Source organism: Kitasatospora sp. NPDC085895 (genome assembly GCF_040702125.1).
GTDB classification, from domain to species: domain Bacteria; phylum Actinomycetota; class Actinomycetes; order Streptomycetales; family Streptomycetaceae; genus Kitasatospora; species Kitasatospora arboriphila.
On record NZ_JBFBJY010000023.1, the window covers coordinates 16,522 to 42,210 of the forward strand.

Here is a 25,689-nt window from a genome sequence, read left to right on the forward strand (position 1 = left end):
CGCTCGGAGGTCCCGGTCCGGCGCCGCGCCGACTGCCACGCTTCGTGGTCGCCCTCGGCGCGGTGTTTGAATGGAGCCATGGTCGATCGCGCCGACCGTTCCCGGGGCACCTCCAAGCAGTCACGCAGAGCGAGGAGCCCGCGGAGCCTTGCCGGGCAGGTGTTCGCCGTGCAGGTCGCGGTGGTGGTCCTGCTGGTGCTGGGCGCGATCCTGGCGCTGGTCCTCGAATCCCGGGGCGCCAGCGAGAAGGAGGCGAAGAACCGGTCGGTGGCCGTCGCCGAGGCCTTCGCGCACTCCCCCGGGCTGGTCGACACCCTGAAGTCGTCCTCGCCGACGACGACGCTGCAGCCGCTCACCGAGGCGGCCCGCAAGGACGCCGGCGTCGACTTCATCGTGGTCATGGACACCCACGGCATCCGCTACACCCACCCGCTGCCCGACCGGATCGGCAAACGCTTCGTCGGCACCATCGAACCCTCGCTGGCCGGCCACATCTACACCGAGAGCGTGCACGGCCCGCTCGGCCACGAGGTGCAGGCCGTGGTGCCGGTCAAGAACGCCGACGGCCAGGTGGTGGGCCTGGTCTCGGCGGGGCTGAAGGTCAAGAACGTCACCTCGGCGGGCAACAAGCAGCTGCCGATCATCCTGGGCACCGGCGCCGCCGCGCTGGCGCTGGCCACCACCGGCACCGCCCTGGCCGCCCGCCGGCTGAAGCGCCAGACCCGCGGGCTCGGCCCGGAAGAGATGACGCGGATGTACGAGCACCACGACGCGGTGCTGCACGCGGTGCGCGAGGGCGTGGTCATCGTCGGTCAGGACGGCCGGCTGGTGCTGGCGAACGACGAGGCGAAGACGCTGCTCGGCCTGCCCGCCGACGCGGAGGGCCGGCACGTCGGCGACCTGGAGAGCCTCGACCCGGAGACCTCCGAGCTGCTGCTGTCCGGCCGGGAGGCCGCCGACGAGGTGCACCGGGCCGGCGGGCGGCTGCTCGTGGTGAACCAGCGGCCGACCGACCGCCACAGCGGCGACATGGGCTCGGTCGCGACGATCCGCGACTCCACCGAGCTGGCGGCGGTGACCGGCAAGGCCGAGGCGACCGGCAAGCGGCTGGCCCTGCTCTACGAGGCGGGCACCGGCATCGGGTCCACCCTCGACGTCGAGCACACCGCCGAGGAACTGGCCCGGGTGGCCGTCCCCGGTCTCGCGGACTTCGTCACCGTCGACCTCGCCGATCCCGTGCTCCAGGGCAACGAGCCGGCCGGCGGCGACATGGAGCTGCGCCGCGTCGCCGTCGAAGGCCTCCGCGAGGACCACCCGTTCTACCCCGTGGGCAAGCTGATCACCTTCATCCCGTCCACCCCGCAGGCCCAGGGCTTCGACAGCGGCCGTTCCCAGGTCGTGCCCGACCTGTCCGCCGCACCCGGCTGGCAGGCCCAGGACCCGCACTGGACGGGCGGCGTCCTCGACTACGGCGTGCACTCGCTGATCACCACTCCGCTGACGGCCCGCGGCATCATCCTCGGCGTCGCGAACTTCTGGCGGTGGCAGAAGCCCGAGCCGTTCGACGAGGAGGACCTGTCGCTGGCCGAGGAGCTCGTCGCCCGGGCCGCGGTCAGCATCGACAACGCGCGCCGGTACACCCGGGAGCACGCGATGGCGGTGACCCTGCAGCGCAGCCTGCTGCCGCGGGCGCTGCCCGAGCAGAGCGCGCTGGAGGTCGCGCACCGCTACCTGCCGGCGCAGTCCGGGGTCAGCGGCGACTGGTTCGACGTGATCCCGCTGCCCGGCAGCCGGGTCGCGGTCGTGGTGGGCGACGTGGTCGGCCACGGCCTGCACGCGGCGGCGACCATGGGCCGGCTGCGCACCGCCGTCCACAACTTCGCCGCCCTGGACATCCCGCCGGACGAGCTGCTCGGCCACCTCGACGAGCTCGTCGACCGGATCGACCAGGAGGAGAGCGACGGCGCGACCGGGACGGGCGTCTCGGGTGCCACCTGCCTCTACGCGATCTACGACCCGGTCTCGCAGCTCTGCACCGTCAGCCGGGCCGGCCACCCGGCGCCCGCGCTCGTCCGGCCGGACGGCAGCGTCGACTTCCCCGACCTCCCGGTCGGGCCGCCGCTGGGCACGGGGGGTGCGCCCTTCGAGACGGCGGAGCTGCACCTCGCCGAGGGCACCCAGATCGTCCTGTACACCGACGGGCTGATCGAGGACCGCGCGCGCGACTTCGACGTCGGCATGGAGCTGCTGCGCGACGCGCTCGCCGACCACCGGCAGGAGCCCGAGGAGAACTGCCGGGCGGTGATCGACGCGCTGCTGCCGGCCAGGCCGCAGGACGACGTGGCCCTGCTGATCGCCCGCACCCGGGTGATCGACCCGGCGAACATCGTCGAGCGGGAGATCCCGTTCGAGCCGGAGGCCGTCGCCGAGCTGCGCACCTGGGCGACCGCCGCGCTGGAGAAGTGGGACCTCGGCGACCTGGTGTTCGCCACCGAGCTGATCCTCAGCGAGCTCGCCACCAACGCGATCCGCTACGGCACCGAACCGGCCCGGGTGCGGCTGCTGCGCGACCGCGCCCTGATCTGCGAGGTGTCGGACGGCAGCAGCACCGCCCCGCACCTGCGGTACGCGGCCACCACGGACGAGGGCGGCCGGGGGCTGTTCCTGGTGGCCCAGCTGACCACGCACTGGGGCACCCGCTACTTCCCCCGCGGCAAGATCATCTGGGCCGAGCAGGCGCTCCCCACCTCGATCGACGCCCCACCCGGCACCGACCGGGCCCCGTAGGCCCGCGCTTGTCGGACCTCGTCGGACCGGCGCGGGCACCGCTCAGGCGGCGACCTTGGCGAGGAAGGCGGCGGTGTTGGCGGCGAGCCGCGCGATCCGCTCCTCCGGGGTCAGCGACTCCGGCATGCGCGTGCCGGGGCCGAGCTCGCGCCGGCCGCGGACGTACAGCGAGCAGGCCAGGTCGCTGCAGATGTAGGCGCCGACCGAGTTGCCCTGGCGGCCGGCGAGGCCGGCCCGCGGCGCGACCATCAGCGAGACGCCGCCGGTGTGCGTGGTGATGCACAGCGAGCAGATGCTGCGGCGGGCGCCCCAGGACGCTCCGGACGGGCAGCGCAGCACGACACCGGTCGGCCGCCCGTCGACCTCCGCGACCAGGTGGGCGCGGTCGGGCGCCTGCGGGTCGCGCCAGCCGAGCAGGTCCAGCTCCTCCCAGGGCCGGTCGGCGAGGTCCCGGGGGACGTACATGCGCTTGGCCTCGCCCTTGGTGCAGTTCAGGAAGGCGGCACGGATCTCGGAATCGGTCAACGGCTTCATGAGGCGCAGGCTAATTTGCCTAAGCCTCTTAGGCAAATGCATAATCTGTTACGGGATACGGGAGAGTGCATATGGTTCGCGTGGGGCTCACCACGGAGCGGTTGGTGCGGGCGGGCGCGGAGCTCGCCGACGAGGTCGGGTTCGACGAGGTGACGGTGACGGCACTGGCCCGCCGGTTCGACGTCAAGGTCGCCAGCCTCTACGCGCACCTGAAGAACTCCCAGGACCTGCGCACCCGGATCGCCCTCCTCGCCCTGGAGGAGCTCGCCGGCGAGGTCGCCGACGCCCTCGCCGGACGGGCCGGGCGGGACGCGCTCGCCGCCTTCGCCGCCGCCTACCGCGACTACGCCCGCCGCCACCCCGGCCGCTACGCCGCCGCGCAGCTGCGGCTCGACCCGGAGACGGCCACCGCCAGCGCCGGCGTCCGGCACGCCCAGATGACCCGTGCCATCCTGCGCGGCTACGACCTCGCGGAGCCGGACCAGACGCACGCCGTCCGGATGCTCGGCAGCGTCTTCCACGGCTACGTCAGCCTGGAGGCCGCCGGCGGCTTCAGCCACACCCCGGTCGACCCTCAGCAGTCCTGGGACTGGATCGTCGACTCGCTGGACGCCGTACTGCGCAGCCGCGCGGCGCACTGACGCACATCCCCGCACGGTGTGGGCAGGGTCACCCTTACGGCGGGTCCGTTCGTCCGCCTACGATCCTGAACGCGACCGCCCGCCGGCGGCCCGCCCCGCCCGCCGGCACCCCTCGTCCGGCGCGGCGGTCCAGCCCGAGGAGAGGTGCGCCTTGACCGCCCCCGCCGTTTCGCCCGACAGCTACTACCAGCGCACGGGCGAGCACCGCTACAAGCCCACGGCCCACGCGGGGGGCGCCTGGAACACCGAGGAGCAGCACTTCAGCCCGCTCGCCGGCCTGGTCGTGCACGCCATCGACCGGTACCTCGACGGGCGCCCCGCGACCGGCCTGGCGCTCGCCCGGATCAGCTACGACATCCTCGGTCGGCTCGCCCTCGACGAGTGCGAGATCACCGTGGAGAGCATCCGGCCGGGCCGCACCGTCGAACTCCTCGAGGCCGTCGTCACCATCGGTGACCGCCCGGTCGTCCGGGCCCGGGCCTGGCTGCTCGCCGTCCTCGACACGGCCGCCATCGCGGACGCCCCGGGCGATCGGCTCGCCCCGCCCGAGGAGTTCGGCCCCTGGGCGATGGACGGGCTCTGGGACGGCGGCTACATCGCCTCGATCGAGGTGCGCCGCCGGGAGGCCGCGGCCGGACGGGCCGCCGCCTGGATCAGCACCCGCCACGGGCTGGTCGCCGGCGAGCCGAGCAGCCCGCTCGCCTCCTTCGTCGCCCTGGTGGACACCGCCAACGGCATCGCCGTGCAGCAGCCGCCGACCGCCTGGATGTACCCCAACACGGACCTGACCGTCCACCTCCACCGCACCCCCGAGGGCCCCTGGACGGGACTGGACACCACCGTCAGCTTCGGCCCGACCGGCCACGGCCTCACCAGCACCGTCCTCCACGACACCGCCGGCCCGGTCGGCCACGCCCAGCAGATCCTCACCGTCCGCCCGCTCGCCAAGGACTAGGACGGGTCTTCGAAGGCGCTCGGGTGGTCGATCCAGGGGCGGCGGGCCCGGCGGGCCAGGAAGGTGAACACGGCCACGGACGCCGGTGCGCCGCCGAGCCGGAGCAGGGCCAGGGCCGTCGCCGAGACCGTTCCGGGCAGGACGGCGAACAGCGGCCAGGCGAACAGCAGCACCAGCGAGGCGGGCGCCGTCAGCACCTGCGCCACCGCGGCCACCGCCAGGTAGGCGCGTCCCCACCAGGAGTCGGGCACGGCACGGGGCAGGCGGCGCACCGCGGCAGCACAGATCATGCGCGGCATCCTGGCAGGCCGGACCTCCCGGGGCCGAGCGCGGATGAATCGTGACGGTGTGTCGGCGCCCTGCGGCAGGATGACCGTCATGACCACCGAGATGTTCGTCGACGTCTGGCAGCGCCTCCTCACCGATCCCGGGAAGTCGTGGGTGCTGTTCGAACACGGCACCTGCGTCGTGCTGACCGCTCCCGAGGGCGACCTCGCCGAACAGGCCACCGGCGTCCTCGGGGAGTTCGGCCCCGTTCACCCGGGTTCGCCGGCCGGTGACTTCGGGGTGATCCGCCCCGACGGCGCCGACGGCTGGGTGGTCACCGGCCACCACCGGGACGTCCTCACGTACGTCGCTCCCGAGGAGCCCCCGTCCCGGGAGGACTTCGCCGTCGGGCTCTGCGGACGTTCCAAGCGGCACCTGGACGGCACCGAGCTGCGCGTCGTCCACGTCGAGGACAGGCGGGGCTCCTCAGCCCCCGCGTGACGGTGCGTCCGAGGACCTTGCACGGCACCCGGGGCTGCCGGGGCAGGGTCAGGGCTTGTCTGACGATTCGCGTCGCGCGCGGCGGGAATCGTCGGACAAGCCCTAGCATGCTCGGCATGATCGAATCCGGGTGGGGAGAGCCGCGGACGCGGGTGCTGTTCGACAGGGCGCGCCGTGACCTGCGGGAGGCCGGCCGGCCGCGGCCGGTGCGGGTGTACGAGTGGGAACCGCAGGGGGCCGCGGCGGAGCCGGTGCCGCTGGTGCTGGTGTCGCACGGGACGGGTGGCTCCGGTGTCGGCATGGGCTGGCTGGCGGGGCCGCTGGCGGCGGCCGGGTTCCGGGTGGTCTCGGTCGACCACCACGGGAACGACTTCGTGGGCGGCTACGAGCCCGAGGGCTTCCTCTGCCCGTGGGAGCGTCCGCGCGACTTCGCCTTCGTGCTGGACGTGCTGGCCGCCGAGCGCCCGCTCGGTCCGGTCGGGGCGGCCGGGTTCTCGGCCGGCGGGTACACCGCGGCGGCGCTGGCGGGCGTACGGCTGGATTCCGGTGTGCTGCACGCCCTGGTGACCGGTGCGGTGCCGCTGCCGGAGATCCCGGAGTTCCCGGGGGTGTTGGACGCCTTCCGGGCGAAGGTGCCCGCTGCGGAGCTGTCGGCCCTCACGGCGGAGGCCGGGGCCGACCTGGCCGATCCGCGGGTGCGGGCGGTCTTCCAGGTGGCGCCCGGCCTCGGCCCGATGGTGACGGCGCAGAGCCTGGCGGCGGTGCGGGTGCCGGTGGAGATCCGCTGGGGCGGGGCCGACGTGGTGAACCCGTACGAGGTCGACACCCGCCCCTATCTGGAGGGGATCCCCTCGGCGGCGGGCCGCGAGATCGGCCCCGACGTGACGCACCCGGACTTCATCGGCCCGGATCCGGCGCCCCGCGCGGCGAATGCCCGGGCCGAGGTCGCGGCCGACGCGGTCGCGTTCTTCCGCCGCCACCTCGGCTGAGCCACCGGCCGCCGGAGCGGTGCGGCGGTGGCCAGGGAGGGCGGCGGCGGGGAGGATGCGCATGTGAACGCATCCGAGTCCCGAACCCTGGTGGTGCTGCGGCACGCGAAGTCCGCCTGGCCCGAGGGGGTGCCGGACGCCCGGCGGCCGCTCGGGCCGCGGGGCCTGCGGGACGCGCCGGTCGCCGGCCGGTGGCTGCAGGACCGGGGACTGGTGCCGGAGGCCGTGGTCTGCTCCCCCGCCCTGCGTACCCGGCAGACCCTGGAGCTGGCCGCCGCCGCGTGGGACGAGGCGCCGCCGACGGAGTTCGACGAGCGGATCTACGCCGCGGACGGAGGCGAGCTGGTCGAGGTCGTCCGCGGGCTGGACGCGGCCGTCGGGACGGCGCTGCTGGTCGGCCACCAGCCGGGGGTGCAGGACCTGGTGGAGTTCCTGGCCGACGGGACGGGCGGTGAGGCCATGGCCCGGCTCCGGACGAAGTTCCCCACCAGCGGCATCGCCGTCCTCGCCCTGGCCGGACCGTGGCGGGGCGCCGCGGGGCGCGGCGCCCGGCTGCTGGACTTCGCCGTCCCGCGCGGCTGACCGCCCGTCGCGTCGCGGCCGGGTCAGCCGGGTGCCCGGAGCGCGGGGTCGAGCGCCCCGGTCGGGTCCCGGCCGGCGTTCTCGTCGGCGTTCTCGTCGGCGTTCTCGTCGGCGGTGGCGAGGAAGTCCCGCTCGACGGGCCGGAGCCGGTCGATCAGGGCAGGGACGGGGTGGCGGTCGGTGAAGCGGGCCCGGTGCGGCCGACCAGCAGGACGGCGAGCGGGCGGCTCCCGGCCGTCGGCAGGCCGGGTCGACGTCGCCGCCCCGGTGCAGCACCGCGGCCTCCGGCCCGTCCGCCGCGAACCGGCCGGCCCCGGCGAGCATCAGCAGGTCGGTCCGGGTGCGGTGTGGGGAGCCGTGGTAGTCGTACAGGTGGACCTCGAGTGCCCCGTCGCGGTGGCGGGCCGGGGTGAAGCCGTCGGCGGCGCGGGCGGCGAGCAGGCTCAGCGGCGTCGCCGTCCGCTCGGCACGGATCGCCTCGACGGCCGCGGGGTACCCGACGGGTGCCGTCGGCTCCCGGTCCGGTGCGGTGCCGTCGAGGGCCCGTCCCGTGGACATCGCGGCGGGGGTGTCGATGGCACCGGGGCTGGGCAGCGGTGTGCGCAGCCACGCGTCGAAGCCCCCGCGCGGCATCGGGATCCGCGCCGCCGGCACGTAGGACCGACCGCCCGCCGGGTGCCTCCTCCGACCTGGCCGGGGCGCTCGCCGAGCTGCGGGCCGCGGGCTGACCGCCGGTCAGCGCGGCCGCAGGGCCCGTCCCATCCTGGCCAGTGCCTCCCGCAGGACGGCCGGCGGGGTCGCGAAGTTCAGCCGGACGCAGCCCTCGCCGCCGGTGCCGAAGACGTGGCCGGAGCTGAGGGCGACCCGGGCCTCGTCGAGGAACATCCGGGCCGGGCCGGCCAGGTCGCCGACCACGCCGGGGCTTCCGGCGGGGGTGTCGTCGTGCAGGCCGAGGTGGGTGAGGTCCAGCCAGGCGAGGTAGGTGCCCTCGGGCCGGCGGTACCGCACGCCGGGGAGGTGGTCGGCGACGAGCTGCCCGAGCAGGGTGCGGTTGGCGTCGAGTCCGGTGAGCAGTTCGTCGAGCCAGTGCGTGCCGTCGCGGAACGCCGCGGTGTGGGCGATCGCCCCGAGGTGGCTCGGGCCGTGGCCGACCTCCTCGGGCATCCGGCGCAGGTCGGCGGCGGCCTCGGGGCCGGCCACGGCCAGGGCGCACTTGAGGCCGGCCAGGTTCCAGGCCTTGGAGGCGGAGGTCAGGGCGAAGGCGTTCTCGGCGCCGGGCACGCTCAGGTAGGGGGTGAAGTGGGCCCCGGGCAGCACCAGCGGTGCGTGGATCTCGTCGGAGACCACCCGGACGCCGTGGGCGCGGGCGAGTGCGGCGACCGTCTCCAGTTCGGCGCGGGTGTGCACGGTGCCGGTGGGGTTGTGCGGGTTGCTCATCAGGAAGGCGGCGCGCCGGCCGCCGCTGCGGGCCCGGTGGAAGGCCTCGTCCAGGGCGGCGGGGTCGAGGCGCAGGTCGGGGCCGAGCGGTGCCTCGACGATGCGGCGGCCGTCGTGGCCGACGAAGGCGTAGAACGGCGGGTAGACCGGCGGGCAGAGGACGACCGCGTCGCCGGGCAGGGTGACCAGGCGGAGCGTTTCGACGATGCCCAGCATGACGTCGGGGACGAGGGCGGTGTGCTCGATCCGCAGGCCGTCCCACTTCCAGCGTTCGGCGGCGAAGGCCGCGAGTGCCTCGGCGTAGCCGGTGCCGTGCGGGTAGCCGGTGTCACCGAGGTCGACGGCGCGGTGCAGGGCCTCGGCGACGGCGGGGGCGAGCGGGACGTCCATCTCGGCGACCCAGAGCGGCAGCACGTCCTCGGGGTGGGCGCGCCACTTCATGCTGGTGCGCCGGCGGAGGTCGTCCAGGGAGAGCCGGACGAGCGGGTCCGTCCGCTCGCCGTCGGCGCGCTCGGCGGCTGTCTGCTCGGTGGGTCCGGTCACGCGGTGCTCTCCTGCCGAGGGGGTGGCGGCGGTCGTGGCTGCGGCCGGGTCGGCCGCCCGCTGTGATGCCTTCCCCGCGGCCCGGCGGGGGAACCGGCGGTGCGGGCGGCGGTCAGTGCGTGGGCGGCCCGTCCGGGAGGGGGTCGTCGCCCCACTCCCAGTACAGGCCGTAGACGCCGGGGTCGGTGGCGGGCAGGACGGCGCAGGCCTGGCCGGTCGGCGAGATGCGCAGTTCCTCCAGTTCCTGCGGCGGGGCGTCGTGGCAGGGGCGCCAGGCGAGCCGGCAGCCGACGGGGAGCATCCGGCCGTCGAAGCGGGCGCGCAGCACCAGGTGCTTGCCGGGGAAGCGGACCATCCGCTCGTACTGGGTGGCGGGCCCGGCCTGCGGGTAGGCGTAGCTGTACTCGACGACCGCGGACCGGCCGGGCTGGAGCGGCAGGTCGAAGAGGAGTTCGGAGGCGGCGAGGCCGTGCTCGGGGTCGTAGCGGCGGCGGCCGAGCCGGCAGCCGACGAGGTCGAGGACGGCGGGGCCGGACCGGCCGGTGCCCTCCGGTCCTTCGTGGGTCAGCAGGATGAGTCGGTCGGCGCCGGTGGCGTGGGCGCGGACGATCTGCAGGAGGTCGATCCGGTGCTCCTCGCGGCGGGCGCCGATGTTGATGTCGACCCGGGTGTGCAGGTTCTCCACCCGGGCGTTGGTCATCTGGTCGAAGTCGGCGATCACGCCCTCGACGGCGGGGTCGCCGAAGGTGCTGGTGTAGTCGAGCGCGCCGGGGACGTGGTCGAGCCAGCGGCCGCGGGGGCGGCGCGGGCCGAGCAGCACGATCAGCGAGTCGGCGCCGAGGCCCAGGACGGCTTCCAGGGCGCGGACGGCGGTGAGCGAGTCGGGGCGTTCGGGTCTGCTGCGGCCGCGCTGCCAGTAGCTGAGGCTGGAGACGCTGACCTGGACGCCGCGCCGGGCGAGGCGCCGCTGGACGGTGTCGAGGCTCAGTCCGCTGTCGCGGATCGCCGTGCGCAGGGCTAGGTCGAAGGGGCCTGCGCGCAGTGCCTGGACGAGTTCGGCCGAGGGGGCCGGCCCGGTCTGACGGGGTGTCGGTCCGGTCAGGGCGCACCTGCCTTCCACGGGACCGCCGGGGCGGCGGTCGTGACGGTTGCGGGGGGGGGTGCGCCGGTGCGCGGGGCGGTGTTCCGGGCGGATGCGGGTGGCGAGGAGGTCCCACCGCCGCCGGTCCGGGGGGCTGCGGTGGGCGGCGGTGGGACGTCCGGGGCCGGCCCGCGGGCCGGTCGGGGCGGGGTCAGCGCACGACGGCGGGCGCGAGTGCGGCGGCGGCGAGCAGGGCGGGGCTGCCGGTGCCGTCGGCGGGGACGCTCCACAGGGCGGAGCCGTCGTCGCTGGCCAGGGCGTAGGCGAGGGTGTGGTCGTCGAGCCAGAGGGCCTGGTCGTCGATGCTGCGTTGTTCGGCGGTCGCGGTCTCGGCCATGGTCTTCAGGTCGAGGACGTGGAGCCGCCAGGGTTCGTCCTCGGACAGGCCGGGGACGCGTTTCTTGTAGGCGATCCGGGTGCCGTCGGGCGACAGGGACGGGCATTCGACGTTGCCGTGCAGGGTGGTGAGGGTGTGTTCGACGGCGTTGCCGGCGACCAGCCAGGTCTTCCCGCCGCTGGCGAGGGTGGCGTAGAAGTGCTCGTCGTCGGCGAAGGTGACGCCCCAGATGTTGGTGTCGGGGGCGTGGTGGGGCTTGCCGTCGACGGTGGCGGTGTAGGTCTCCAGGTTCTCCTGGAGGGTCCAGGTGCGGGTGTCGAGGATCGAGGTGCGGGTGGAGAAGTTCGTGCCGGCGTAGGAGTCGCCGCCGACGAAGACCGTCCAGGCCACCATGTGCCCGGAGGGCGAGACCCTCGTCCGGGTGGGGATGCCGGCCAGGTCGTAGTGGCGCAGTTCGTGCAGGTCGCGGTCGAGGATCGCGACGCGGTAGGTGTCCTGCAGGACGCCGTGGACGGCCTGCAGGCAGCTGCCGGTGCCGGCGGCGGCGTGGAAGCGCAGGCAGTCGGGGGCGGAGACGGTGCGGGTGGCGCCGGGGTGGTCGAGCGGGACGGAGGCCAGTTCGTCGCGGTGCGGGCCCCAGATCATGCTGCGGAAGACCAGGCGCGGCCCGTCGGGCCGGGGGCCGAGGGTGACGGTGCCGGGTTCGCTCGGCGGGTCGTCCGCCGATGCCCGGCGGTCCTGCCGGGTGGTGTCGGCGGCGCGCAGCACCGTCCAGGTGCCGGCGAGGAGGAGCAGGACGGTGGCGGTGACCAGGACGGTCAGCCGGCGGGCGAGGGTCATCGGGCCTCCTCCGGGACGGGGTGGTCGGGCTGCGGCCCGAGGAGCCGGACGGCGGCCGCGGCGGCGATCGCGAGCGCACCGGTCATCACGGCGAGCGCGGTGGTGTCCCCCCACCGGCTCCACAGCGCGCCGACCGCGATCGAGCAGGCGAACCGTCCGGCGGCCTGCCCGGTGCCGACCAGGGCGAGGCCGGCGCCGCGGCGCTCCTCGGGCACGGTGCCCGCGGCGGCGGCGGCGAGCATGCCGTCGGTGGCCGCGTAGAACAGGCCGTGCAGGGCGAGGACGGCGGCGGCGAGCGGCACGCCGGTGCCGGGACGCAGGAGCAGCAGGGCGTAGCCGCCGAGCAGGGCGGCGTGGCCGAGGACGAAGGTGCGGCGGCGGCCGGTCTTGTCGCCGAGGGCTCCCAGGGGGACGGCGAGCAGCAGGTAGACGGCGGCGGTGCCGAGCGGCAGCAGCGGGAACCAGCCGGCGGAGAGGCCGAGGCGGCGCTGCAGCAGCAGGTAGACGAAGGAGTCGCTGACGGTGGCGAGTCCGAGCAGGGTCGCGCAGAGGGCGATCCGCCGCAGTCCGGGCAGCCGGAGGGTCTCCAGCGGCCGCAGCCGGGCGGCGGGCGGCCCCGGTTCGGCGCGGCGCAGCAGCCGGCCGGGGACGAGCAGCACCAGGACGAGCACGCCGAGCGCCGCGACGCAGGAGCTGACGGTGAAGACCGCGTGGTAGCCGCCGGGTGCGGCGCGCAGGATCAGGAAGGCGAGCAGCGGGCCGGCGAGGGCACCGGCGGTGTCCATGGCGCGGTGGACGCCGAAGGCGCGGCCGCGCTGCTCGGGCGGGGTGGCGAGGGAGATCATGGCGTCCCGGGGGGCCGTCCGCAGGCCCTTGCCGACCCGGTCGACGGCGAGGACGAGTCCGATCAGCGGGGTGGTGCGGGCGAGCAGCAGCATCGGCTTGCAGAGGGCGGAGAGCCCGTAGCCGGCGGCGGCGACGGCCTTGTGGCGGCCGCCGCCGCGGTCGCCGAGGAGTCCGCCGAGCAGCCGGACGGCGGCGGAGGCGCCGTTGTAGACGCCGTCGAGCAGTCCGAAGCCGAGCGGCGAGACGCCGAGGGCGGTGACCAGGTAGAGGGGCAGGACGGCGGTGACCATCTCGGAGGAGATGTCGGTGATGAGGCTGACCGTCCCGAGGGCGAGGACGGTGCCGGCGATCCGCGCGGGCCGCCCCGGCCGGTCGGCCGGGGCGGCGGCGGGGGCCGCGGTCGAGGTGCGACGGCTGTCCGCGAGGTACACGGTCAGTTCCAGACGCCGGTGATGTCGGAGGCGCCGGCGGCCTTGCCCGCGTGGCTGCCGACCCCGGCGAGGTCCTCCAGGGTGCGGAGCACGTCGTAGTGGTTGTACTTGGTGGTGGGTGCCGATCCGGCCTTGACGGGCTGTCCGTACAGGACGGTGGGGATCTGGTTGCCGCTCTGCTTGTTGTCCTCGTCGTAGGTGATGACGAGCAGGCTGTTGTGGGTCTTGGCCCAGGAGGCGTAGGCGTCGAGGTTCTTCTTGAGCCAGCCGTCGCCGGTGCCGATCGAGCAGTCGTGCATGTCGGAGCAGAGGTTCGGGGTGACGAAGGAGACCTTGGGCAGCTTGGTGAAGTCGGTGGGGAACTGCGCGAAGGTCTTGCCGGTGCTGGTGGGGACGTTCTTGAAGGCGAACCAGGGGTTGTGCTTCTGCGCGTACTTGCCGTCCTTGCAGGTGGTGGAGCCCTCCTTGGGCAGGGACTCGTTGTAGCTGGCCCAGGTCTGCTTGGCGGCGATCAGCTCGGAGGCGAGGTTGGGGGCGGACATCGACCCGACCTGGTAGCAGCCGTCGCCGGTGATGCCCTGGGTGCTGCCGGAGAAGACCGCGAAGTAGTTCGGCTGGCTGGGGTGGGTGATGCCGTACGAGGCCTTGAGGAGGGCGCCGCCCTTGGCGAGCTGGTTGATGTACGGGGCGTCCTTGCTCCCGATGATCTGGCTGTAGGCGTGGTTCTCCATCATCACGACGACGACGTGGTCCGGCTTCGGCACGGTCGCCGAGGCCGAGGCGCTGTCGACGCCGGCGACGGTGGCCGCGACACCGGCCGTCAGCGCCGCGGGCACCGCCAGGAGGATCGCGGCCTTGGTGCGGGTGCGGCGGTGCCGGTTCGGGCGAGCGTTGGACATGCCTGTCTCCAGGGGTGTGTAGGGGGATCGTCCGGGAACTGCGGGGCGCCTCCCCACCGCCTCGGACGCGGCTCGACGCTCCTATCCGCGGCCGGGGTGCGTCAAGGTCGGTGCGGTCGGCGCGGTGCCACCTGTCAAGGTCGGCCCAATTCGGTGGACGGCGGTTCCCCTTGCGGGCGGGGAGTTCCGGGGTGATCGCCGTTCCGCGGGCCGGTTCAAAACTGTGGATCCGTCAACCGGTCGTCCTGCGGCGTCCTTTGGAGATGTGGAGGGGGGTCGGTGCGCAGGCGGTCGGTGGGCCGTGTCCGCCGCCGCTCCCCGGTCCGGCGGCGGGACCGGGGAACGGCGGCAGCGGGGGGCGGCGGGCTTCCGCGGCGGGGCCGCGGGGCCGCGGGGGCGGGTCAGCGGGCCGGCTGGTTTCCGGTGTAGAGCAGGCGGTTGGGGGTGCCCTTGCCGGCGTCGCCGATCCTTCCGGTGGTCGCGGCGCCGAGGAGCGCGCTCTGCACCTGCGCGGGGGTGGCGTCGGGGTGCGCCGAGAGGTACAGCGCGGCGGCACCGGTGACGTGCGGCGCGGCCATGGAGGTGCCGGTGAGCGACTTGGTGGCGCTGTCGCCGGTGTTCCAGGCGGAGACGATGCCGGTGCCGGGCGCGAACAGGTCGGTGCACGAGCCCCAGTTGGAGTCCGAGCGGCGCTTGTCGTCGGAGGTCGCGTTGTTGACGACGACGGCCTCCGCGATGTCGCCGGGCGAGTTCTTGCACGCGTCGGAGTTGCTGTTGCCGGAGGAGACCACCCAGGTGACGCCGGAGGCGATCGAGCGCTTGATCGCCTTGTCCTCGGTGGCGCTGACCCCGCCGTTGATGCTCATGTTGACGACGGCCGGCTTGACGGCGTTCTTGGTGATCCAGTCGGCGGCGGCGACGATCGCCGAGGTGGAGGCGCTGTCGTGGCAGTCGGTCACCCGGACGGCGACCAGCTTGACGCCCTTGGCCACGCCGTAGTCCTTGCCGCCGACCGTGCCGGCCACGTGGGTGCCGTGGCCCAGGCAGTCGGCGCCCTTGCGGCCGTCGCCGACCTCGTCGACGCCGATCGAGGCCCGGCCCTGGAACTGGCCGTGGGTGGTGCGCAGTCCGCTGTCGACGAGGTAGACGGTCACGTTGGAGGCGGTGCCGGCGTAGCTGTAGCCGTGGTCCAGCGGCAGGTTCCGCTGGTCGATCCGGTCCAGCCCCCAGGAGGGCGGGTTCTGCTGGGTGGACGAGCGGTGCTGCACGGCGTCCTGTTCCACGTAGGCGACGGCCGGGTCGGCGGCGACCCGCTGGGCCTGGTCCGGCGTCATCTCGGCGGCGTAGCCGTGCAGCACGGTGTCGAAGACGGTGCGGACGGTGCCGCCGTGCTCCCGGGCGATCCTGGCGGCGGCCGGGGCGACCGCGGCGGCCTGCTGCGGTGCGCCGCCGGTGTCCTTGAACACCACCAGGTAGCGGCCGGAGATCGGTTCGGCGGCCGCGGCGCGGACCTCGCCGGTGGGCGGCGGCGCCGCGTCGGCGGAGGTGACCGCCACCGTGGCGGCGACGGCCGCCGCGGCGGTGGCGGCCGCCGTGACGGCGATCGTCCTGCGGCGTATGCGGTGGGCGCGGTGCTTGGGCACGGGTGACTCCCGTTCGGTGGGGCGTTGCTGTCCCGGACCGTCCGGGGCAGCAACGGTCTACTGCCGGCGCGCCCGGAACGGTGGCACAGGGAGGCCAGTGACGCGGACGGGCGCCCGCCGCCGCGCCATGACCCTCCGTCACTTCCGTCCCGTCCGTTCTGGTGCGCCGGCCGCAGGACGTGCCACCATGCAGCCCACCGGCGCGCACCCGACGCCGCGATCCGCACGGAGAGGCAGGTCCATTGACCGACGAGGACCTGGGGACGCACCTGGCCCGACTGGGCCTGACCCGGCGCCAGGCCGAGGTCTACGCGGCGCTGCTGGCCGGCGGTCCCTGCTGTCGCGAGGAGTTGGCCGGACGGCTCGGCGCCGGCCTCGGGACGGAGGAGCTGGACCTCCGGCTGGCCGAGTTGCGAAGACTCGGCCTGATCACGGAGGCCGGTTCGGAGGGCGGCGAGCACGCCCCGGTGGAGCCGTCCCTGGCGCTCGACCACCTGGCGCACACACGCACGGCCGAGCTGCACCGGGCGCACCAGGCCGCCGTGAACGCCTACCGCGGCTACCGGCGCACCGTCAGCCCGCAGGCGACGGAGGACCTGCTGGAGGTGGTGACCGGACCGGCGGTCGCGGAGCGGATCCGGCAGATCGAGGCGGCGGCGGAGAGCGAGGTGCTGCGCTTCGACTCGCCGCCGTACCACACGGACGGGCCGGCCAACCCGGTGGAGGAGCGCAACCTGCAGCGGGGCGTGGTCTACCGGGTGGTGTACTCGCGCTCGGCGGTGGAGAACACCGCCTACTACGACGCCAACATCCGGCCGTGCATCGCCGCCGGGGAGCAGGCGCGGGTGCTGCCGACGGTGCCGGTGAAGCTGACGGTCTTCGACGGCCGGCTGGCGATCGTGTCGATGTCGTTCGTGGAGGCGGAGGTCAACGACTCACTGCTGCTGGTGCACCCGTCCAGCCTGCTGTCCGCGCTCACCGGCCTGTTCGAGACCTCGTGGCGGACGGCGCTGCCGATGCACCGGGGCAGCGGTTCGCCGCCGGGGCTCGGCCCGGTGCAGCGCCGCATCCTGGAGCTGCTCGCCACCGGCGTCACGGACGACACCATCGCCGAGCTCCTCGGGGTGAGCCGCCGGACGCTCTCCCGGCACCTGGAGCAGATCGGGGCCAGGGCCGGATCGCGCACCCGTTTCCAGCTGGCCCTGCACGCGGCGCGCAACGGCTGGCTCTGATCCGGCCTCCGGTCACGGGTCGCCGTTGACGGTCACCGTCGGCGGTCGCCGCTCACGAAGCGCTCGGCCCAACCCGGCTCCGGCCCGGCTCAGTCCCGGCTCAGCAGTCGGGCGACGTCGAGCGGGTCCTCCCCCAGCTCGACCAGGCGCTCGCCGAGGCGCCGGAGCTGGGCGTCCTTCTCGTGCTCGGTGGCGGCGACGTTCGCCAGCGCGGTGCGGGCGCCGTGCTCGACACCGCCCTCGAACACCCGCCGCACGAAGAGGTCGGCGGCCGGGCGGGCCAGGCCGGGGGCCAGGGCCAGCAGTTCGTCGGTGTACGGCTCGGTGGGATCGGACTCCATGGCTTCATCAAACCCGCCGCGGCCCGTCCGGGGCGGCGCGACACGGCGCCGCACCCGGATGGCCGTCGCTCCGGCCCGCCGGCAAGGGGTCCGCGGGGTGTGACACCCTTGGCTGCCATGGGCGAGCAGGACGCGGGCGGGCCTGCGGAGGCCGCGCCGCTGCTGGTGGTGGACGCGGCCAACGTGGTGGGCTCGGTGCCGGACGGCTGGTGGCGGGACCGGCGGGGTGCGGCCGAACGGCTGCGCGACGCCCTGGTGCCGCTGGCCGGTGCGGGGCTGGGTGACGACCGCGCGGGGCTGCCGCCGTGGGCACGGACGGGTCCGCTGGAGGTGGTCCTCGTCGTGGAGGGCGCGGCCCGCGGCGTTCCCGGGCTGCCCCGCGTCCGGGTGGTCGAGGCGCCCGGCAGCGGCGACGACCAGGTGGTCGCCGTGGTCGAGCAGGCCGTGTCCGGCGTGCCGCCGCGCCGCTGTCTGGTCGTCACGGCGGACCGTGGCCTGCGCGACCGGGTGACCGCCCTCGGTGCCGAGGTCACCGGGCCCCGCACGGTCCGTCCGGCCTGACCGCGTCCGGTCCGCTCCGGCCACGGACGACTCCGTCCTCCCCCGGCCGGTGCCCGTCGGTCGCCGTGACCGGCCGCCGCCCGAGTGGCGGTTCGTCGTGGAGGCCGTATGGTCTCGACCGTGAATCCGATCGACCGCCGGGGTCTCCTGCGGGCCGTGGGTCTCGGCGCGGTGGGTGCGGCCGCCGCGGCCTGTGCCGGCCGGGGCAGGGCGGCCCCCGCCGCGGCGCACTCCTCCGGACCGGCCTCGCCTCCCCCGTCGCCGTCGCCGAGCCCGAGCGCGACGGCGTCGAGCCCTGTCGCGATGCCGCCGCTGCCGGCCGACCTGCCCTTCCAGGTGTCCGCCGGGCCGCGGGACGGCCACGAGGTGGCGCTGACCTTCCACGGCCAGGGCGGTGCCGACATCGCGGAGGCACTGCTCGCCGAGGCCGCCTCCGCCGGGGCCCGGATCACCGTGCTGGCCGTCGGCACCTGGCTGGACGACCAGCCGCAGATCGCCCGGCGCATCCTGGACGCCGGCCACGAGCTGGGCAACCACACCCAGAGCCACGGCAACCTCGCCTCGATGGGCGCGGACGCGGCGTACGCCGAGATCGCCGGCTGCGCGGAGCGGCTGGAGCGCCTGACCGGTTCGAAGGGCCGCTGGCTGCGGCCCTCGCAGACGGAGTACTGCACGCCCACCGTCATGGAGCAGGCCCGCAGGGCCGGGTACGAGCACTGCCTCGGGTACGACGTGGACTCGCTCGACTACACCGACCCGGGGCCGACCGCCGTCCACCGGAACGTCATGGACCGGATCAGACCCGGCTCGGTGGTGAGCCTGCACTTCGGCCACCGGGGCACGGTGCTCGCGCTGCCCGCCATCCTGCAGGACCTCGACGCCCGCGGGCTCCGCGCGGTCACCGCCTCCGAGCTGTTCGCCTGACGGCCCGACGGCCGACCTGGGCGGTCGGCCGTCGGAGCCGGGGTCGGGGCGGTACGGTCGGAGACCGGTTCAGCGGGGCGTACGGCTCACGCCGGGAACGCCTCCGCGTCCGGCTTGAGGAGCTGCCCGGGCCGGGGCGCGGCCCGGTCGACCAGGTACGAGGTGACCAGGGTGGTCAGGGCGGCGCTGCGGCCGACCGCGCAGTGCTCGACCACGTCGACGGTCACCAGCACGGCGTTGCCCAGTTCCTGCTGCATGCGCTGGGCGAAGGCGTAGCGGGTGGCGGGGTCGAAGGTGTTGCCGATCACCATGACCGGGGTGGCCGTCCTGCGGTTCCACGGGCCGGTGTACCGCTCGGAGGTGAGGGCCGGGGCGGGCCAGGTCGCGCACGGCGGCGCGTCGAAGGCCTGGTACCGGCCGAAGGTCGGCGACTCCGGCTCCCAGGCGCGGGCCACCAGCGGGAACAGCTGGGGGGCCGGCGGGAAGGGCTTGTCCTGGCAGTTGACGGCGTAGTAGGAGTCGTCGGAGCTGTACGGGGTGTCCGCCGGGGCCTCCCGCAGGGCGGCCGGGGCGGGCGTCGCCAGCAGCTTCGCCTCCTCGGCGGAGGGCGCGGCGCCGAGCGTCTGCTGCGGGTTCACCACCTGGTGCAGTGCCTGGAGCGAGCGGGCCAGCGGTGCCTGGCGGGACTGGGCGTAGAGGGCGTTGGCGACCTGGCTGGTGAAGGTGGACAGGGTGACGGTGGAGCCGTCGGGCAGGGTGACCGGCGCGGTGCGCAGGTGGTCGCGCAGGGCGTCGAACTTGGCCCGGGTGTCGGGGCCGGCGAAGGCGCAGCGCGGCGCGCCCGCCGCCTGGCAGCGCCTGAGGTATTCGCCGAGGGCGAGTTCGAAGCCGGTGGCGCGCTGCCGGTCGTACTCGAGGCCGTTGTGCAGGCGCAGTTGGGGGTCCACGTTGCCGTCGACGATCAGCGCGCGCACCTTGTCGGGGTACATGTTGGCGTAGGTGGCGCCGATCAGGGTGCCGTAGGAGAAGCCGGCGTAGGTGAGTCCGCTGTCGCCGACGGCCTGCCGCATCCGGTCGAGGTCGCGGACGACGTTCATGGTGGACATGTGCTTGACCAGTTCGCCGGCGTTGCGGGCGCAGGCGTCGGTGTAGTCCTTGTCGGCGGCGAGGGTGCCGCTGATCTCGTCCCGGGTGACCGGTACGCCGACCGCGCGGTCGAAGACGGCGGCGGCCTCCTCGTCGGTGGTGAAGCACTTGAGGGGATTGCTCCGGGCGACGCCGCGCGGGTCGAAGCCGATCAGGTCGAAGCTGTCCGTGACGCGGGGCTCGAACCTGGTGGTGGTGGCCCAGAGGTACCCGCTGCCGCCGGGGCCGCCGGGGTTGAGGAAGAGCGAGCCGATCCGCTTGGCCGGGTTCCCGGCGCGGCGGCGCATCATCGCGATGCCGATCTTCTCGCCGGACGGGTGCGCGTAGTCGAGCGGGACGGGGTAGACGGCGCAGTCGTAGATCTTCGGGTCGGGCTTGGACGGGTCGGGGTTGCACGGTGTCCAGGCGACCGGCTCCACCGTGGCCGGTGCCCGGTCCGGTGCGGCCGAGGCGGTGGCGGCCGTGCCGGTGACGAGGGCGAGCGCGCTGGTGAGCGCGACGGCCAGGGTTGACAGGCGTAACAAGGGACCTCCCGGTGTCGGCAAACCCGACCAGCGTGCCAGCCCGCCGCCGCCAGGGGAAGACGCGTACACGACATGCCCGGTGACGCACCGTCGGCCGTCGCCCGCCGGAGCCGTCACCGCGCTCGGACGATGCCGCCGTCGGCGCGGGGCACCTGGTCGTCGACCCGGTGGCCCGCGGGGCTCGCCGGGAAGGCGACGACCTCGGCGATGTCCTGCGGGGTGCCGAGCCGCTGCAGCGGCGGCCGGGCGGCGCCTGCACGCCCGGCTCGGCCGGCCCGGGCAACGCCCCGGAGCCGGCCGGGACCGCCCTCCTCCGCCGCCGGCCGGAACGCCTCGCCGCGGACGGACGATGAGCGGCGCGCCGGGGGCACCCGCCCCGGCGCGCCCGCGCGCCGACCTGCCGGCTCAGCCCTTGGGCTGGGTGAAGCGGAGGCTGTTGCCGAACGGGTCGCGCAGGCCGCAGTCGATGCCGTACGGCCGCTCGGTGGGCTCCTCGGTGAACTCGACGCCGCGGCCGAGCAGCGTCTCGTAGGTCTTGCGACAGTCGTCGGTGCTGAAGATCAGCGAGCCGCCCGTGGCGCCCTTGGCGACGAGTTCGCGGACCTGCTGCGCGGTCTCCTCGGACATCGCCGGCGGGCCCGGCTTCTCCAGCAGGACCTGGCGGTCCGGGTGGCCGGGGACGTTGACCGTCAGCCAGCGCATGAAGCCCAGGTCGACGTCGGCCGCGACCTCCAGGCCGAGCTTGCCGACGTAGAAGTCGAGGGCCTCGTCCTGGTCGAGGACGTAGATCTGCGAGTGCGTGATGGAGGTGAACATGGGGACCACGCTAGGGCCGGACCGGACGGAATACTTATCCGAAACTGCGCTCCTCGCCGCGGGGCGCGGCGATCCGGATCACGTGTGCGGCCGCGTCCACGCCATCGTGAAGCAGGTCGGCACGTCGGCGGCCACCGCGGCCCTGCGGTACTCCCTCGGCGACCGGCCGACGATGTCGCGGAAGGTGCGGCTGAACGTCCCCGTGCTGCCGAACCCGACCTCGTAGCAGATGTCCGTCACGCTGCGGTCCGTCTCCCTGAGCAGGAACATCGCCCGCTCGACCCGGCGGCGCTGCAGGTAGCGGTGCGGCGTCTCGCCGAACACCGTCCGGAAGGTGCGGGCGAAGTGCGCCGGGGAGACGTGCGCGATCCGGGCCAGGGCCGGGACGTCCAGCGGCTGCGCGTACCGGCGGTCCATCGTGTCCCGGGCCCGGAGCATGCGGCGGTTGGTGTCTTCGGCGGCGCGACTCACAGCGCCATCACACCACGTCCCGGGCCCGCGGCGACAGGCCCGCCGGGCATCGGCCGGCACCGGCCGCGCCCCGGTGCGCGGACGGATCGGGCCGATGCCCCGCCACCCCGATGGACGCCATGTGCACGCCCACGGCCGCCCTCTCCCGGACACCCCTCACCACCTGCACGGACACCGGCTCCCGGCGTGCGACGCGCCGTCACGGACGGCCCCGCCGACCGCCCGTCGGGTTGCCGCACTGACGGGCCGTCGGTTCCTCGGGCAGAGGGCACGGCACAGCACCCGGCAGACGGCCCGGCCACACCTTCGAGGTGCCCGAGGACGCCGCGCCCGGCAGCAGCAAGGTCACCGTCAAGTGCCCGCCGCGGATCCGGATGACCGACACCGTGGAGATCACCCGCCGGCCCAGCGGCCCGGTCGCCGCCGGACTCGGCGGCGCCGCGGACACCGACGGCAGTCGGATCGCCCTGGGCGGCCTGGGCGGCCTGGGCGGCCTGCTGGTGGCCGGTGCCGCGGTCGGCGGTGCGGTCAAGGCGCGCCGCCGCCTGCGCCTCGGCCGGCGCTGCCCCCCAGGGCCCGGGGTCGGGGCGCGTGGGGCACCTCCCGCACCCCCGGCCCCGGGGCCCGAGTGCCCTTCGAAGACAGCGGAGGCGTGATCACCATGGACACCGGCCCCGGCAGCCCGGCCGGCGCGCGCCGTCCCACGCCGTCGACCGTCCTGCTGGGCTGCGCCCTCACGGTGGGCCTCCTGCTGGTGGGCCGGGAACTCACCCCGAGCGCCCGCCCCGGCCCTCGGCCGCCCAGGCCTTCTCCACCCCCACACCGACCGCCCCGCCGGCCCAGGTCCTTCGGCCGCTCCCGCGGCCGTCCCACCGACCGCTCCGCCGGCCACGTGGACACCCGTACCGGCCCCGCCGTCTTCTTCCGGCTCGGCGCCCTCACCAAGGGCAGGACCGTCGAGGTCGAGCGGGCCGACGGCCGCACCGCGGTGTTCACCGTCGACGCCGTCGAGGTCTACGAAGTCGTTCCCCGACACGAAGGTCTACGGCAACACCTCCGGCCTGCCCGAGCTCCGGCTGATCACGTGCGGCGGCTTCACCAAGCGCACCGGCCACCTCGGCAACGTCGTCGTCCACGCCACCCTCACCGCCGTCGAGGGGTGACCCCGGACCGGCCGGGAAGCGCTCCCCTTTCGCCTGCTGAGACGGTCGGCGGAGCGGGGAGCACCTGTGCCAGAGTCGGCGCCGGGCGGCCTGGGCCCGGGGCCAGGTCATGGTTGGGCCACAGGCCGCCCGCATCCGGCGCCGTCACGGACACGACCGGGCCACCGGGAGTGCCACCCCCGGTGGAGGGTCAGACGACCGAGGCCCGGAACGGGTCGGTGGGCAGGATCGCCGCCTCGTCGAAGAGCTCCTCCAGTGCCTCGTGGCCGTGGGCCCGGCGGAACCCGATCTCGGCGGCGGTCACCGGCAGGGCCCACAGGATGCGGGCGTGCCCCCGCGGCAGCGGGCAGTGCTCCAGGCCCGGTCCGTGCAGGTAGGGCAGGCTGATCAGCAGGTGGTCGCAGGCCGAGCCCGGCACCCACGGCTCGCCGATCGGCAGGCTGTGCGCGGGGCCCAGTGGGTGTCCCCCGCAGTGGTAGTAGGCGGTCATCGCCATCAACTCGACGAACCGCTCGTCCCGGACGTTGGCGGTCATCACGAATTCCGGACCGTGGCCGTCGACCTGCGCCGCGTCCCAGCAGCCCGCCGTCACGTAGGCCCAGCCATCGCCGCGCGGACCGGGCCCGACGACCAGGACGCGCAGCGCGGCGAGGACGTCCCGCCTCCCGGCTCCCGGGTCGACGTCCACGGCCTCCACCGGATGCCCGCCGAAGAACGTCCGTACGTGCGACTCGACGGCCTCGGCGGCCGACGGCTCCGTTCCGTTCACCGCCCCATCATCCCGCACGGGGCCGGTCGGCCGCGTGCGGGGCGCGGTGCAGCGCCCGGCCGATCCGGCGGCCCGCCACCAGGTGGAGCAGCACCGCGCCCGCGGTGTTGAGCAGCACGTCGTCGATGTCGAAGGCCCGGCCCGGCACCAGCACGGCCTGCGCGCACTCCACCAGCACCATCGTCACCGCCGTCAGCAGCGTGACCCGCAGCAGTCCGCCGACCCGCCTCGACAGCAACGGCAGCAGGATCCCGAACGGCGCCCCGAGCAGCAGGTTCCCACCGACCTGCTTGACCGCCTCGCGGACGGCGGGCCGGTCGAGGTACAGCTCCAGGGTGGATCCGGGCCTGAGGTTGGCGTGGACGAGGCCGCGCGACCCCGGTTGCGGGACGAGCGTGGCCCGGGCGAGCACCACCGCGAACAGCACGGTCGCCGCCAGGGCGACCAGGAGCACCAGCAGCCGTACCAGCGCCGGCACCACGCCGGGTCGGTGCAGGAACGGCAGCGGCCGCTGCGGTTCCTGCGGCCGCCGCTTCCCGGTACGGCGCGCTGCCGTGCCCTCCGCCCGTAGCCGCACCGCCACCGCGGCGGCCGGGCCGCCGCCCGGACTCCCGCCCGAACCGGTCGTGCCGCTGCCCGTCACCGTGCGTCTCAAGGCCATCGCCCCGCCCTCCCCGGATCCCGCGCGCCGGTGTCCCGGCCGGTCTGCGTGTAACCCGTGACGGCGATTCGACACCCGTCGGTGGACGACCGCGTCAGTGCACGACGACCGCGGCCGTGCCGTGCAGGACCAGCCCCCGCACCCGGGCGGCCTCCAGGCTGCGGCCGAAGGCCTCCGCCTGCTGCATCGGGTCGAGGCCCATCAGTCCGGGTGGCCAGGTGCCGGGCGGGACGACGAGGACCAGCACCCCGGGCGGTTCCGCCGCCGCGGCCAGCCACACCGGGGACGCCTGCACCGGGGGGTGCGGCTCCCAGACCCCGCGGCCGCCGACCATCACCAGCCGTTCGAACCAGCCCTCGCGGACCTCCACCACGCCGGTGGTGGCCGGCGGGTCGCCGGCGGCGAGGACGAACCCGCTGTCCATCGCGTCCGCGACGAGTTCGCCGTACCAGTCCTGCCCGACCTCGACGATCGCCTCCGCCGCCGACCTGCCGTCCGGCCCCTCGCGCACCGCCAGCGCCCACACCATCGGCGCGGCCCGTCGCCCACCACCACTCGGATCATCCGCCACACCCACCCAACGAGCCAGAACCGGAAAGTGCACACCCCGGCCACCGAACGGCCGCACCCCGCCCGGCCCGCCGGGCGGCTCCGGGCCCGTGCGGCGGGCCGTTGGGCTGCGGCCCGTGGCACGCGGCGAGAGGAAGCCGCGGCGGATGGTCGTCGGCGAGGAGGTCTTCCTGTGGCCGGTCGGGCACGACCACGCGTCCGACGACGGCGAGGGGGACGGCCGGCGCTGCCGCAACCTGCTGACGGCGCGTCGGGCGGGGGTCGACGGACGGCTGTTGCTGGTGTTCGCCGAGGGGCCGGGCCGGATGGTGTCGGACGGGTTCCTGCCGTCCGGCGCGGTGACGACCGCGGGCGGCCCGGTGCTCGACCTCCACGAACCGGGCACGGCCCGGGCCTTCCTCGACGCGGCGCTGGCCGCGGGGGCGCAGCTGCCGGACCGCACGACCTGTGCGGTGGACGGCTGGGCGTTCTTCGACGCGGTGACGGACCTGCGCGCGGCGGCCGCCGGCGGGGTCGGCGCCTGGGCCGCCGGTGGCGCCGCGTCAGCTCCCGGTGTCCGGCTTCCAGTCCCGGGCGAGGAGTCCGAGCAGCACCTCGTCCAGGAACTCGCCCATGACCCAGGCCGAGGAGCGCAGCACGCCCTCGCGGACGAAGCCGTTGCGTTCGGCGGAGCCGATCATCGCGAAGTTGTCCGCCAGCGTCTCGATCTGCAGCCGCTGCAGGCCGCGCACCACGAAGCCGTAGTGGCACAGCACCGCGACCACGTCGGTGCCGTAGCCCTTGCCGCGGGCGGTGGGCAGCAGCCCGAGCCCGATGTGCGCGGACCGGTTGTGGGTGTCGATGCCCCACAGCGTCGCGGTGCCGACCAGCGTGCCGCCGTCGAGTTCCACCACGGAGAACGGGACCCGGCTCGGCTCGGTGTCGTCCACCGCGAGCCGCGGGTCCTTCGAGCCGGGCGGGATCGGCCGCCACGGGCTGCCCTCCGCCCGCGAGCCGTTCACCACGTCGTCGTAGAGGCCGGTCCGCAGGACCGGGATGTCGTCCTCGTGCCGGGCCCTCAGCCCGACCTTGCTGCCTGTAAGCATGCGAGCTTCCTATCCGGCCGGGCCGTACGGCGGCAACCGGTTATGCGGTCGGG

Annotated in this window: 26 protein-coding genes and 2 pseudogenes; 11 read left to right on the forward strand and 17 right to left on the reverse strand. The window is 75.0% G+C overall.

Annotated elements, in window-relative coordinates; genetic code table 11:
- Nucleotides 1-78 precede the first annotated feature (78 nt).
- Nucleotides 79-2,787: a SpoIIE family protein phosphatase gene (locus AB0442_RS17025; protein WP_366163609.1), complete on the forward strand. Its 2,709-nt coding sequence runs from the start codon at nt 79-81 to the stop codon at nt 2,785-2,787.
- Between the two features lie 42 nt (nt 2,788-2,829).
- Here the strand turns inward: AB0442_RS17025 and AB0442_RS17030 are convergent, their stop codons facing one another.
- Entirely contained in the window at nt 2,830-3,321 is a 492-nt protein-coding gene (locus tag AB0442_RS17030) for an FBP domain-containing protein (protein WP_366163611.1), read from the reverse strand.
- Between the two features lie 71 nt (nt 3,322-3,392).
- On the opposite strand from AB0442_RS17030, the gene AB0442_RS17035 reads away from it, so the two are divergent.
- Together AB0442_RS17035 and AB0442_RS17040 are read left to right on the forward strand one after the other, a co-directional pair.
- Nucleotides 3,393-3,962, forward strand: a complete 570-nt coding sequence (locus AB0442_RS17035) for a TetR/AcrR family transcriptional regulator (protein ID WP_366163612.1) — start codon at nt 3,393-3,395, stop codon at nt 3,960-3,962.
- A 151-nt stretch (nt 3,963-4,113) separates the two neighbouring features.
- A complete protein-coding gene (locus AB0442_RS17040) occupies nt 4,114-4,917 on the forward strand; it encodes a thioesterase family protein (RefSeq protein WP_366163613.1) in 804 nt (267 codons plus the stop codon).
- On the opposite strand, the gene AB0442_RS17045 is transcribed toward AB0442_RS17040, so the two are convergent.
- Nucleotides 4,914-5,207 carry a hypothetical protein gene (locus AB0442_RS17045; RefSeq protein WP_366163615.1) on the reverse strand — a complete coding sequence of 98 codons (294 nt, stop codon included), beginning with the start codon at nt 5,205-5,207 and terminating at the stop codon, nt 4,914-4,916. The two genes, AB0442_RS17040 and AB0442_RS17045, sit on opposite strands and share 4 nt — an antisense overlap.
- Nucleotides 5,208-5,295: 88 nt before the next feature.
- Between AB0442_RS17045 and AB0442_RS17050 the strand changes: the two genes are divergently transcribed.
- The 3 genes from AB0442_RS17050 (at nt 5,296) to AB0442_RS17060 (ending at nt 7,256) form a co-directional block, all read left to right on the forward strand.
- On the forward strand, nt 5,296-5,685 hold the full coding sequence (locus AB0442_RS17050; RefSeq protein ID WP_363544088.1) for a hypothetical protein: 390 nt from the start codon (nt 5,296-5,298) through the stop codon (nt 5,683-5,685).
- Between the two features lie 116 nt (nt 5,686-5,801).
- Nucleotides 5,802-6,674: a hypothetical protein gene (locus AB0442_RS17055; protein ID WP_366163617.1), complete on the forward strand. Its 873-nt coding sequence runs from the start codon at nt 5,802-5,804 to the stop codon at nt 6,672-6,674.
- 63 nt (nt 6,675-6,737) lie between these two features.
- Nucleotides 6,738-7,256, forward strand: a complete 519-nt coding sequence (locus AB0442_RS17060; protein WP_366163619.1) for a histidine phosphatase family protein — start codon at nt 6,738-6,740, stop codon at nt 7,254-7,256.
- A gap of 735 nt (nt 7,257-7,991) precedes the next feature.
- Here the strand turns inward: AB0442_RS17060 and AB0442_RS17065 are convergent.
- The 6 genes from AB0442_RS17065 to AB0442_RS17090 form a co-directional block, all read right to left on the reverse strand.
- A complete protein-coding gene (locus AB0442_RS17065; protein ID WP_366163621.1) occupies nt 7,992-9,236 on the reverse strand; it encodes a MalY/PatB family protein in 1,245 nt (414 codons plus the stop codon).
- Between the two features lie 112 nt (nt 9,237-9,348).
- On the reverse strand, nt 9,349-10,356 hold the full coding sequence (locus AB0442_RS17070) for a helix-turn-helix transcriptional regulator (RefSeq protein WP_366163623.1): 1,008 nt from the start codon (nt 10,354-10,356) through the stop codon (nt 9,349-9,351).
- Between the two features lie 172 nt (nt 10,357-10,528).
- Nucleotides 10,529-11,554: a TolB-like translocation protein gene (locus AB0442_RS17075; RefSeq protein WP_366163625.1), complete on the reverse strand. Its 1,026-nt coding sequence runs from the start codon at nt 11,552-11,554 to the stop codon at nt 10,529-10,531.
- On the reverse strand, nt 11,551-12,831 hold the full coding sequence (locus AB0442_RS17080; RefSeq protein ID WP_366163626.1) for an MFS transporter: 1,281 nt from the start codon (nt 12,829-12,831) through the stop codon (nt 11,551-11,553). The genes AB0442_RS17075 and AB0442_RS17080 overlap by 4 nt, the downstream gene beginning before the upstream one ends.
- A gap of 2 nt (nt 12,832-12,833) precedes the next feature.
- The gene (locus tag AB0442_RS17085; protein WP_366163628.1) at nt 12,834-13,730 is read right to left on the reverse strand and encodes an alkaline phosphatase family protein; all 897 of its coding nucleotides are present in this window, start codon (nt 13,728-13,730) and stop codon (nt 12,834-12,836) included.
- A gap of 401 nt (nt 13,731-14,131) precedes the next feature.
- Entirely contained in the window at nt 14,132-15,373 is a 1,242-nt protein-coding gene (locus AB0442_RS17090; RefSeq protein ID WP_366163630.1) for a S8 family peptidase, read from the reverse strand.
- 242 nt (nt 15,374-15,615) lie between these two features.
- Between AB0442_RS17090 and AB0442_RS17095 the strand changes: the two genes are divergently transcribed.
- Entirely contained in the window at nt 15,616-16,605 is a 990-nt protein-coding gene (locus AB0442_RS17095) for a helix-turn-helix transcriptional regulator (RefSeq protein WP_366163632.1), read from the forward strand.
- Between the two features lie 89 nt (nt 16,606-16,694).
- Here the strand turns inward: AB0442_RS17095 and AB0442_RS17100 are convergent, their stop codons facing one another.
- On the reverse strand, nt 16,695-16,946 hold the full coding sequence (locus tag AB0442_RS17100) for a hypothetical protein (RefSeq protein ID WP_344627334.1): 252 nt from the start codon (nt 16,944-16,946) through the stop codon (nt 16,695-16,697).
- 117 nt (nt 16,947-17,063) lie between these two features.
- Here AB0442_RS17100 and AB0442_RS17105 point away from each other — a divergent pair, with 117 nt between their 5' ends.
- Together AB0442_RS17105 and AB0442_RS17110 are read left to right on the forward strand one after the other, a co-directional pair.
- The gene (locus AB0442_RS17105; protein ID WP_366163634.1) at nt 17,064-17,507 is read left to right on the forward strand and encodes an NTP pyrophosphohydrolase; all 444 of its coding nucleotides are present in this window, start codon (nt 17,064-17,066) and stop codon (nt 17,505-17,507) included.
- A gap of 303 nt (nt 17,508-17,810) precedes the next feature.
- Complete coding sequence (locus AB0442_RS17110) at nt 17,811-18,431, forward strand: polysaccharide deacetylase family protein (RefSeq protein ID WP_366163636.1); 621 nt, start codon at nt 17,811-17,813, stop codon at nt 18,429-18,431.
- 86 nt (nt 18,432-18,517) lie between these two features.
- On the opposite strand, the gene AB0442_RS17115 is transcribed toward AB0442_RS17110, so the two are convergent.
- From AB0442_RS17115 to AB0442_RS17130, 4 genes and pseudogenes are all read right to left on the reverse strand, one after another.
- Entirely contained in the window at nt 18,518-20,101 is a 1,584-nt protein-coding gene (locus tag AB0442_RS17115; RefSeq protein ID WP_366163637.1) for an alpha/beta hydrolase, read from the reverse strand.
- Between the two features lie 113 nt (nt 20,102-20,214).
- Nucleotides 20,215-20,352, reverse strand: a pseudogene (locus AB0442_RS17120) (3-ketoacyl-ACP reductase); the annotation flags it as partial.
- 154 nt (nt 20,353-20,506) lie between these two features.
- A complete protein-coding gene (locus AB0442_RS17125; RefSeq protein ID WP_363544267.1) occupies nt 20,507-20,917 on the reverse strand; it encodes a VOC family protein in 411 nt (136 codons plus the stop codon).
- Between the two features lie 78 nt (nt 20,918-20,995).
- Nucleotides 20,996-21,388, reverse strand: a complete 393-nt coding sequence (locus tag AB0442_RS17130; RefSeq protein WP_344627329.1) for an AraC family transcriptional regulator — start codon at nt 21,386-21,388, stop codon at nt 20,996-20,998.
- 311 nt (nt 21,389-21,699) lie between these two features.
- Here AB0442_RS17130 and AB0442_RS17135 point away from each other — a divergent pair, with 311 nt between their 5' ends.
- Nucleotides 21,700-22,044 (forward strand): hypothetical protein, encoded by a 345-nt coding sequence (locus AB0442_RS17135; protein WP_366163639.1) that lies wholly within the window; start codon nt 21,700-21,702, stop codon nt 22,042-22,044.
- A gap of 227 nt (nt 22,045-22,271) precedes the next feature.
- Nucleotides 22,272-22,551: pseudogene (locus AB0442_RS17140) on the forward strand (sortase); the annotation flags it as partial.
- Nucleotides 22,552-22,741: 190 nt separating this feature from the next.
- On the opposite strand, the gene AB0442_RS17145 reads toward AB0442_RS17140, so the two are convergent.
- The 4 genes from AB0442_RS17145 to AB0442_RS17160 all read right to left on the reverse strand — a co-directional run bounded on the left by AB0442_RS17145 (nt 22,742) and on the right by AB0442_RS17160 (nt 25,636).
- On the reverse strand, nt 22,742-23,320 hold the full coding sequence (locus tag AB0442_RS17145; RefSeq protein ID WP_366163640.1) for a suppressor of fused domain protein: 579 nt from the start codon (nt 23,318-23,320) through the stop codon (nt 22,742-22,744).
- A 7-nt stretch (nt 23,321-23,327) separates the two neighbouring features.
- The gene (locus AB0442_RS17150) at nt 23,328-23,981 is read right to left on the reverse strand and encodes a VanZ family protein (RefSeq protein ID WP_366163642.1); all 654 of its coding nucleotides are present in this window, start codon (nt 23,979-23,981) and stop codon (nt 23,328-23,330) included.
- A 94-nt stretch (nt 23,982-24,075) separates the two neighbouring features.
- Nucleotides 24,076-24,552 (reverse strand): hypothetical protein, encoded by a 477-nt coding sequence (locus AB0442_RS17155; protein WP_366163643.1) that lies wholly within the window; start codon nt 24,550-24,552, stop codon nt 24,076-24,078.
- A 541-nt stretch (nt 24,553-25,093) separates the two neighbouring features.
- Nucleotides 25,094-25,636 (reverse strand): GNAT family protein, encoded by a 543-nt coding sequence (locus AB0442_RS17160; protein ID WP_363544276.1) that lies wholly within the window; start codon nt 25,634-25,636, stop codon nt 25,094-25,096.
- Between the last annotated feature and the right edge of the window lie 53 nt (nt 25,637-25,689).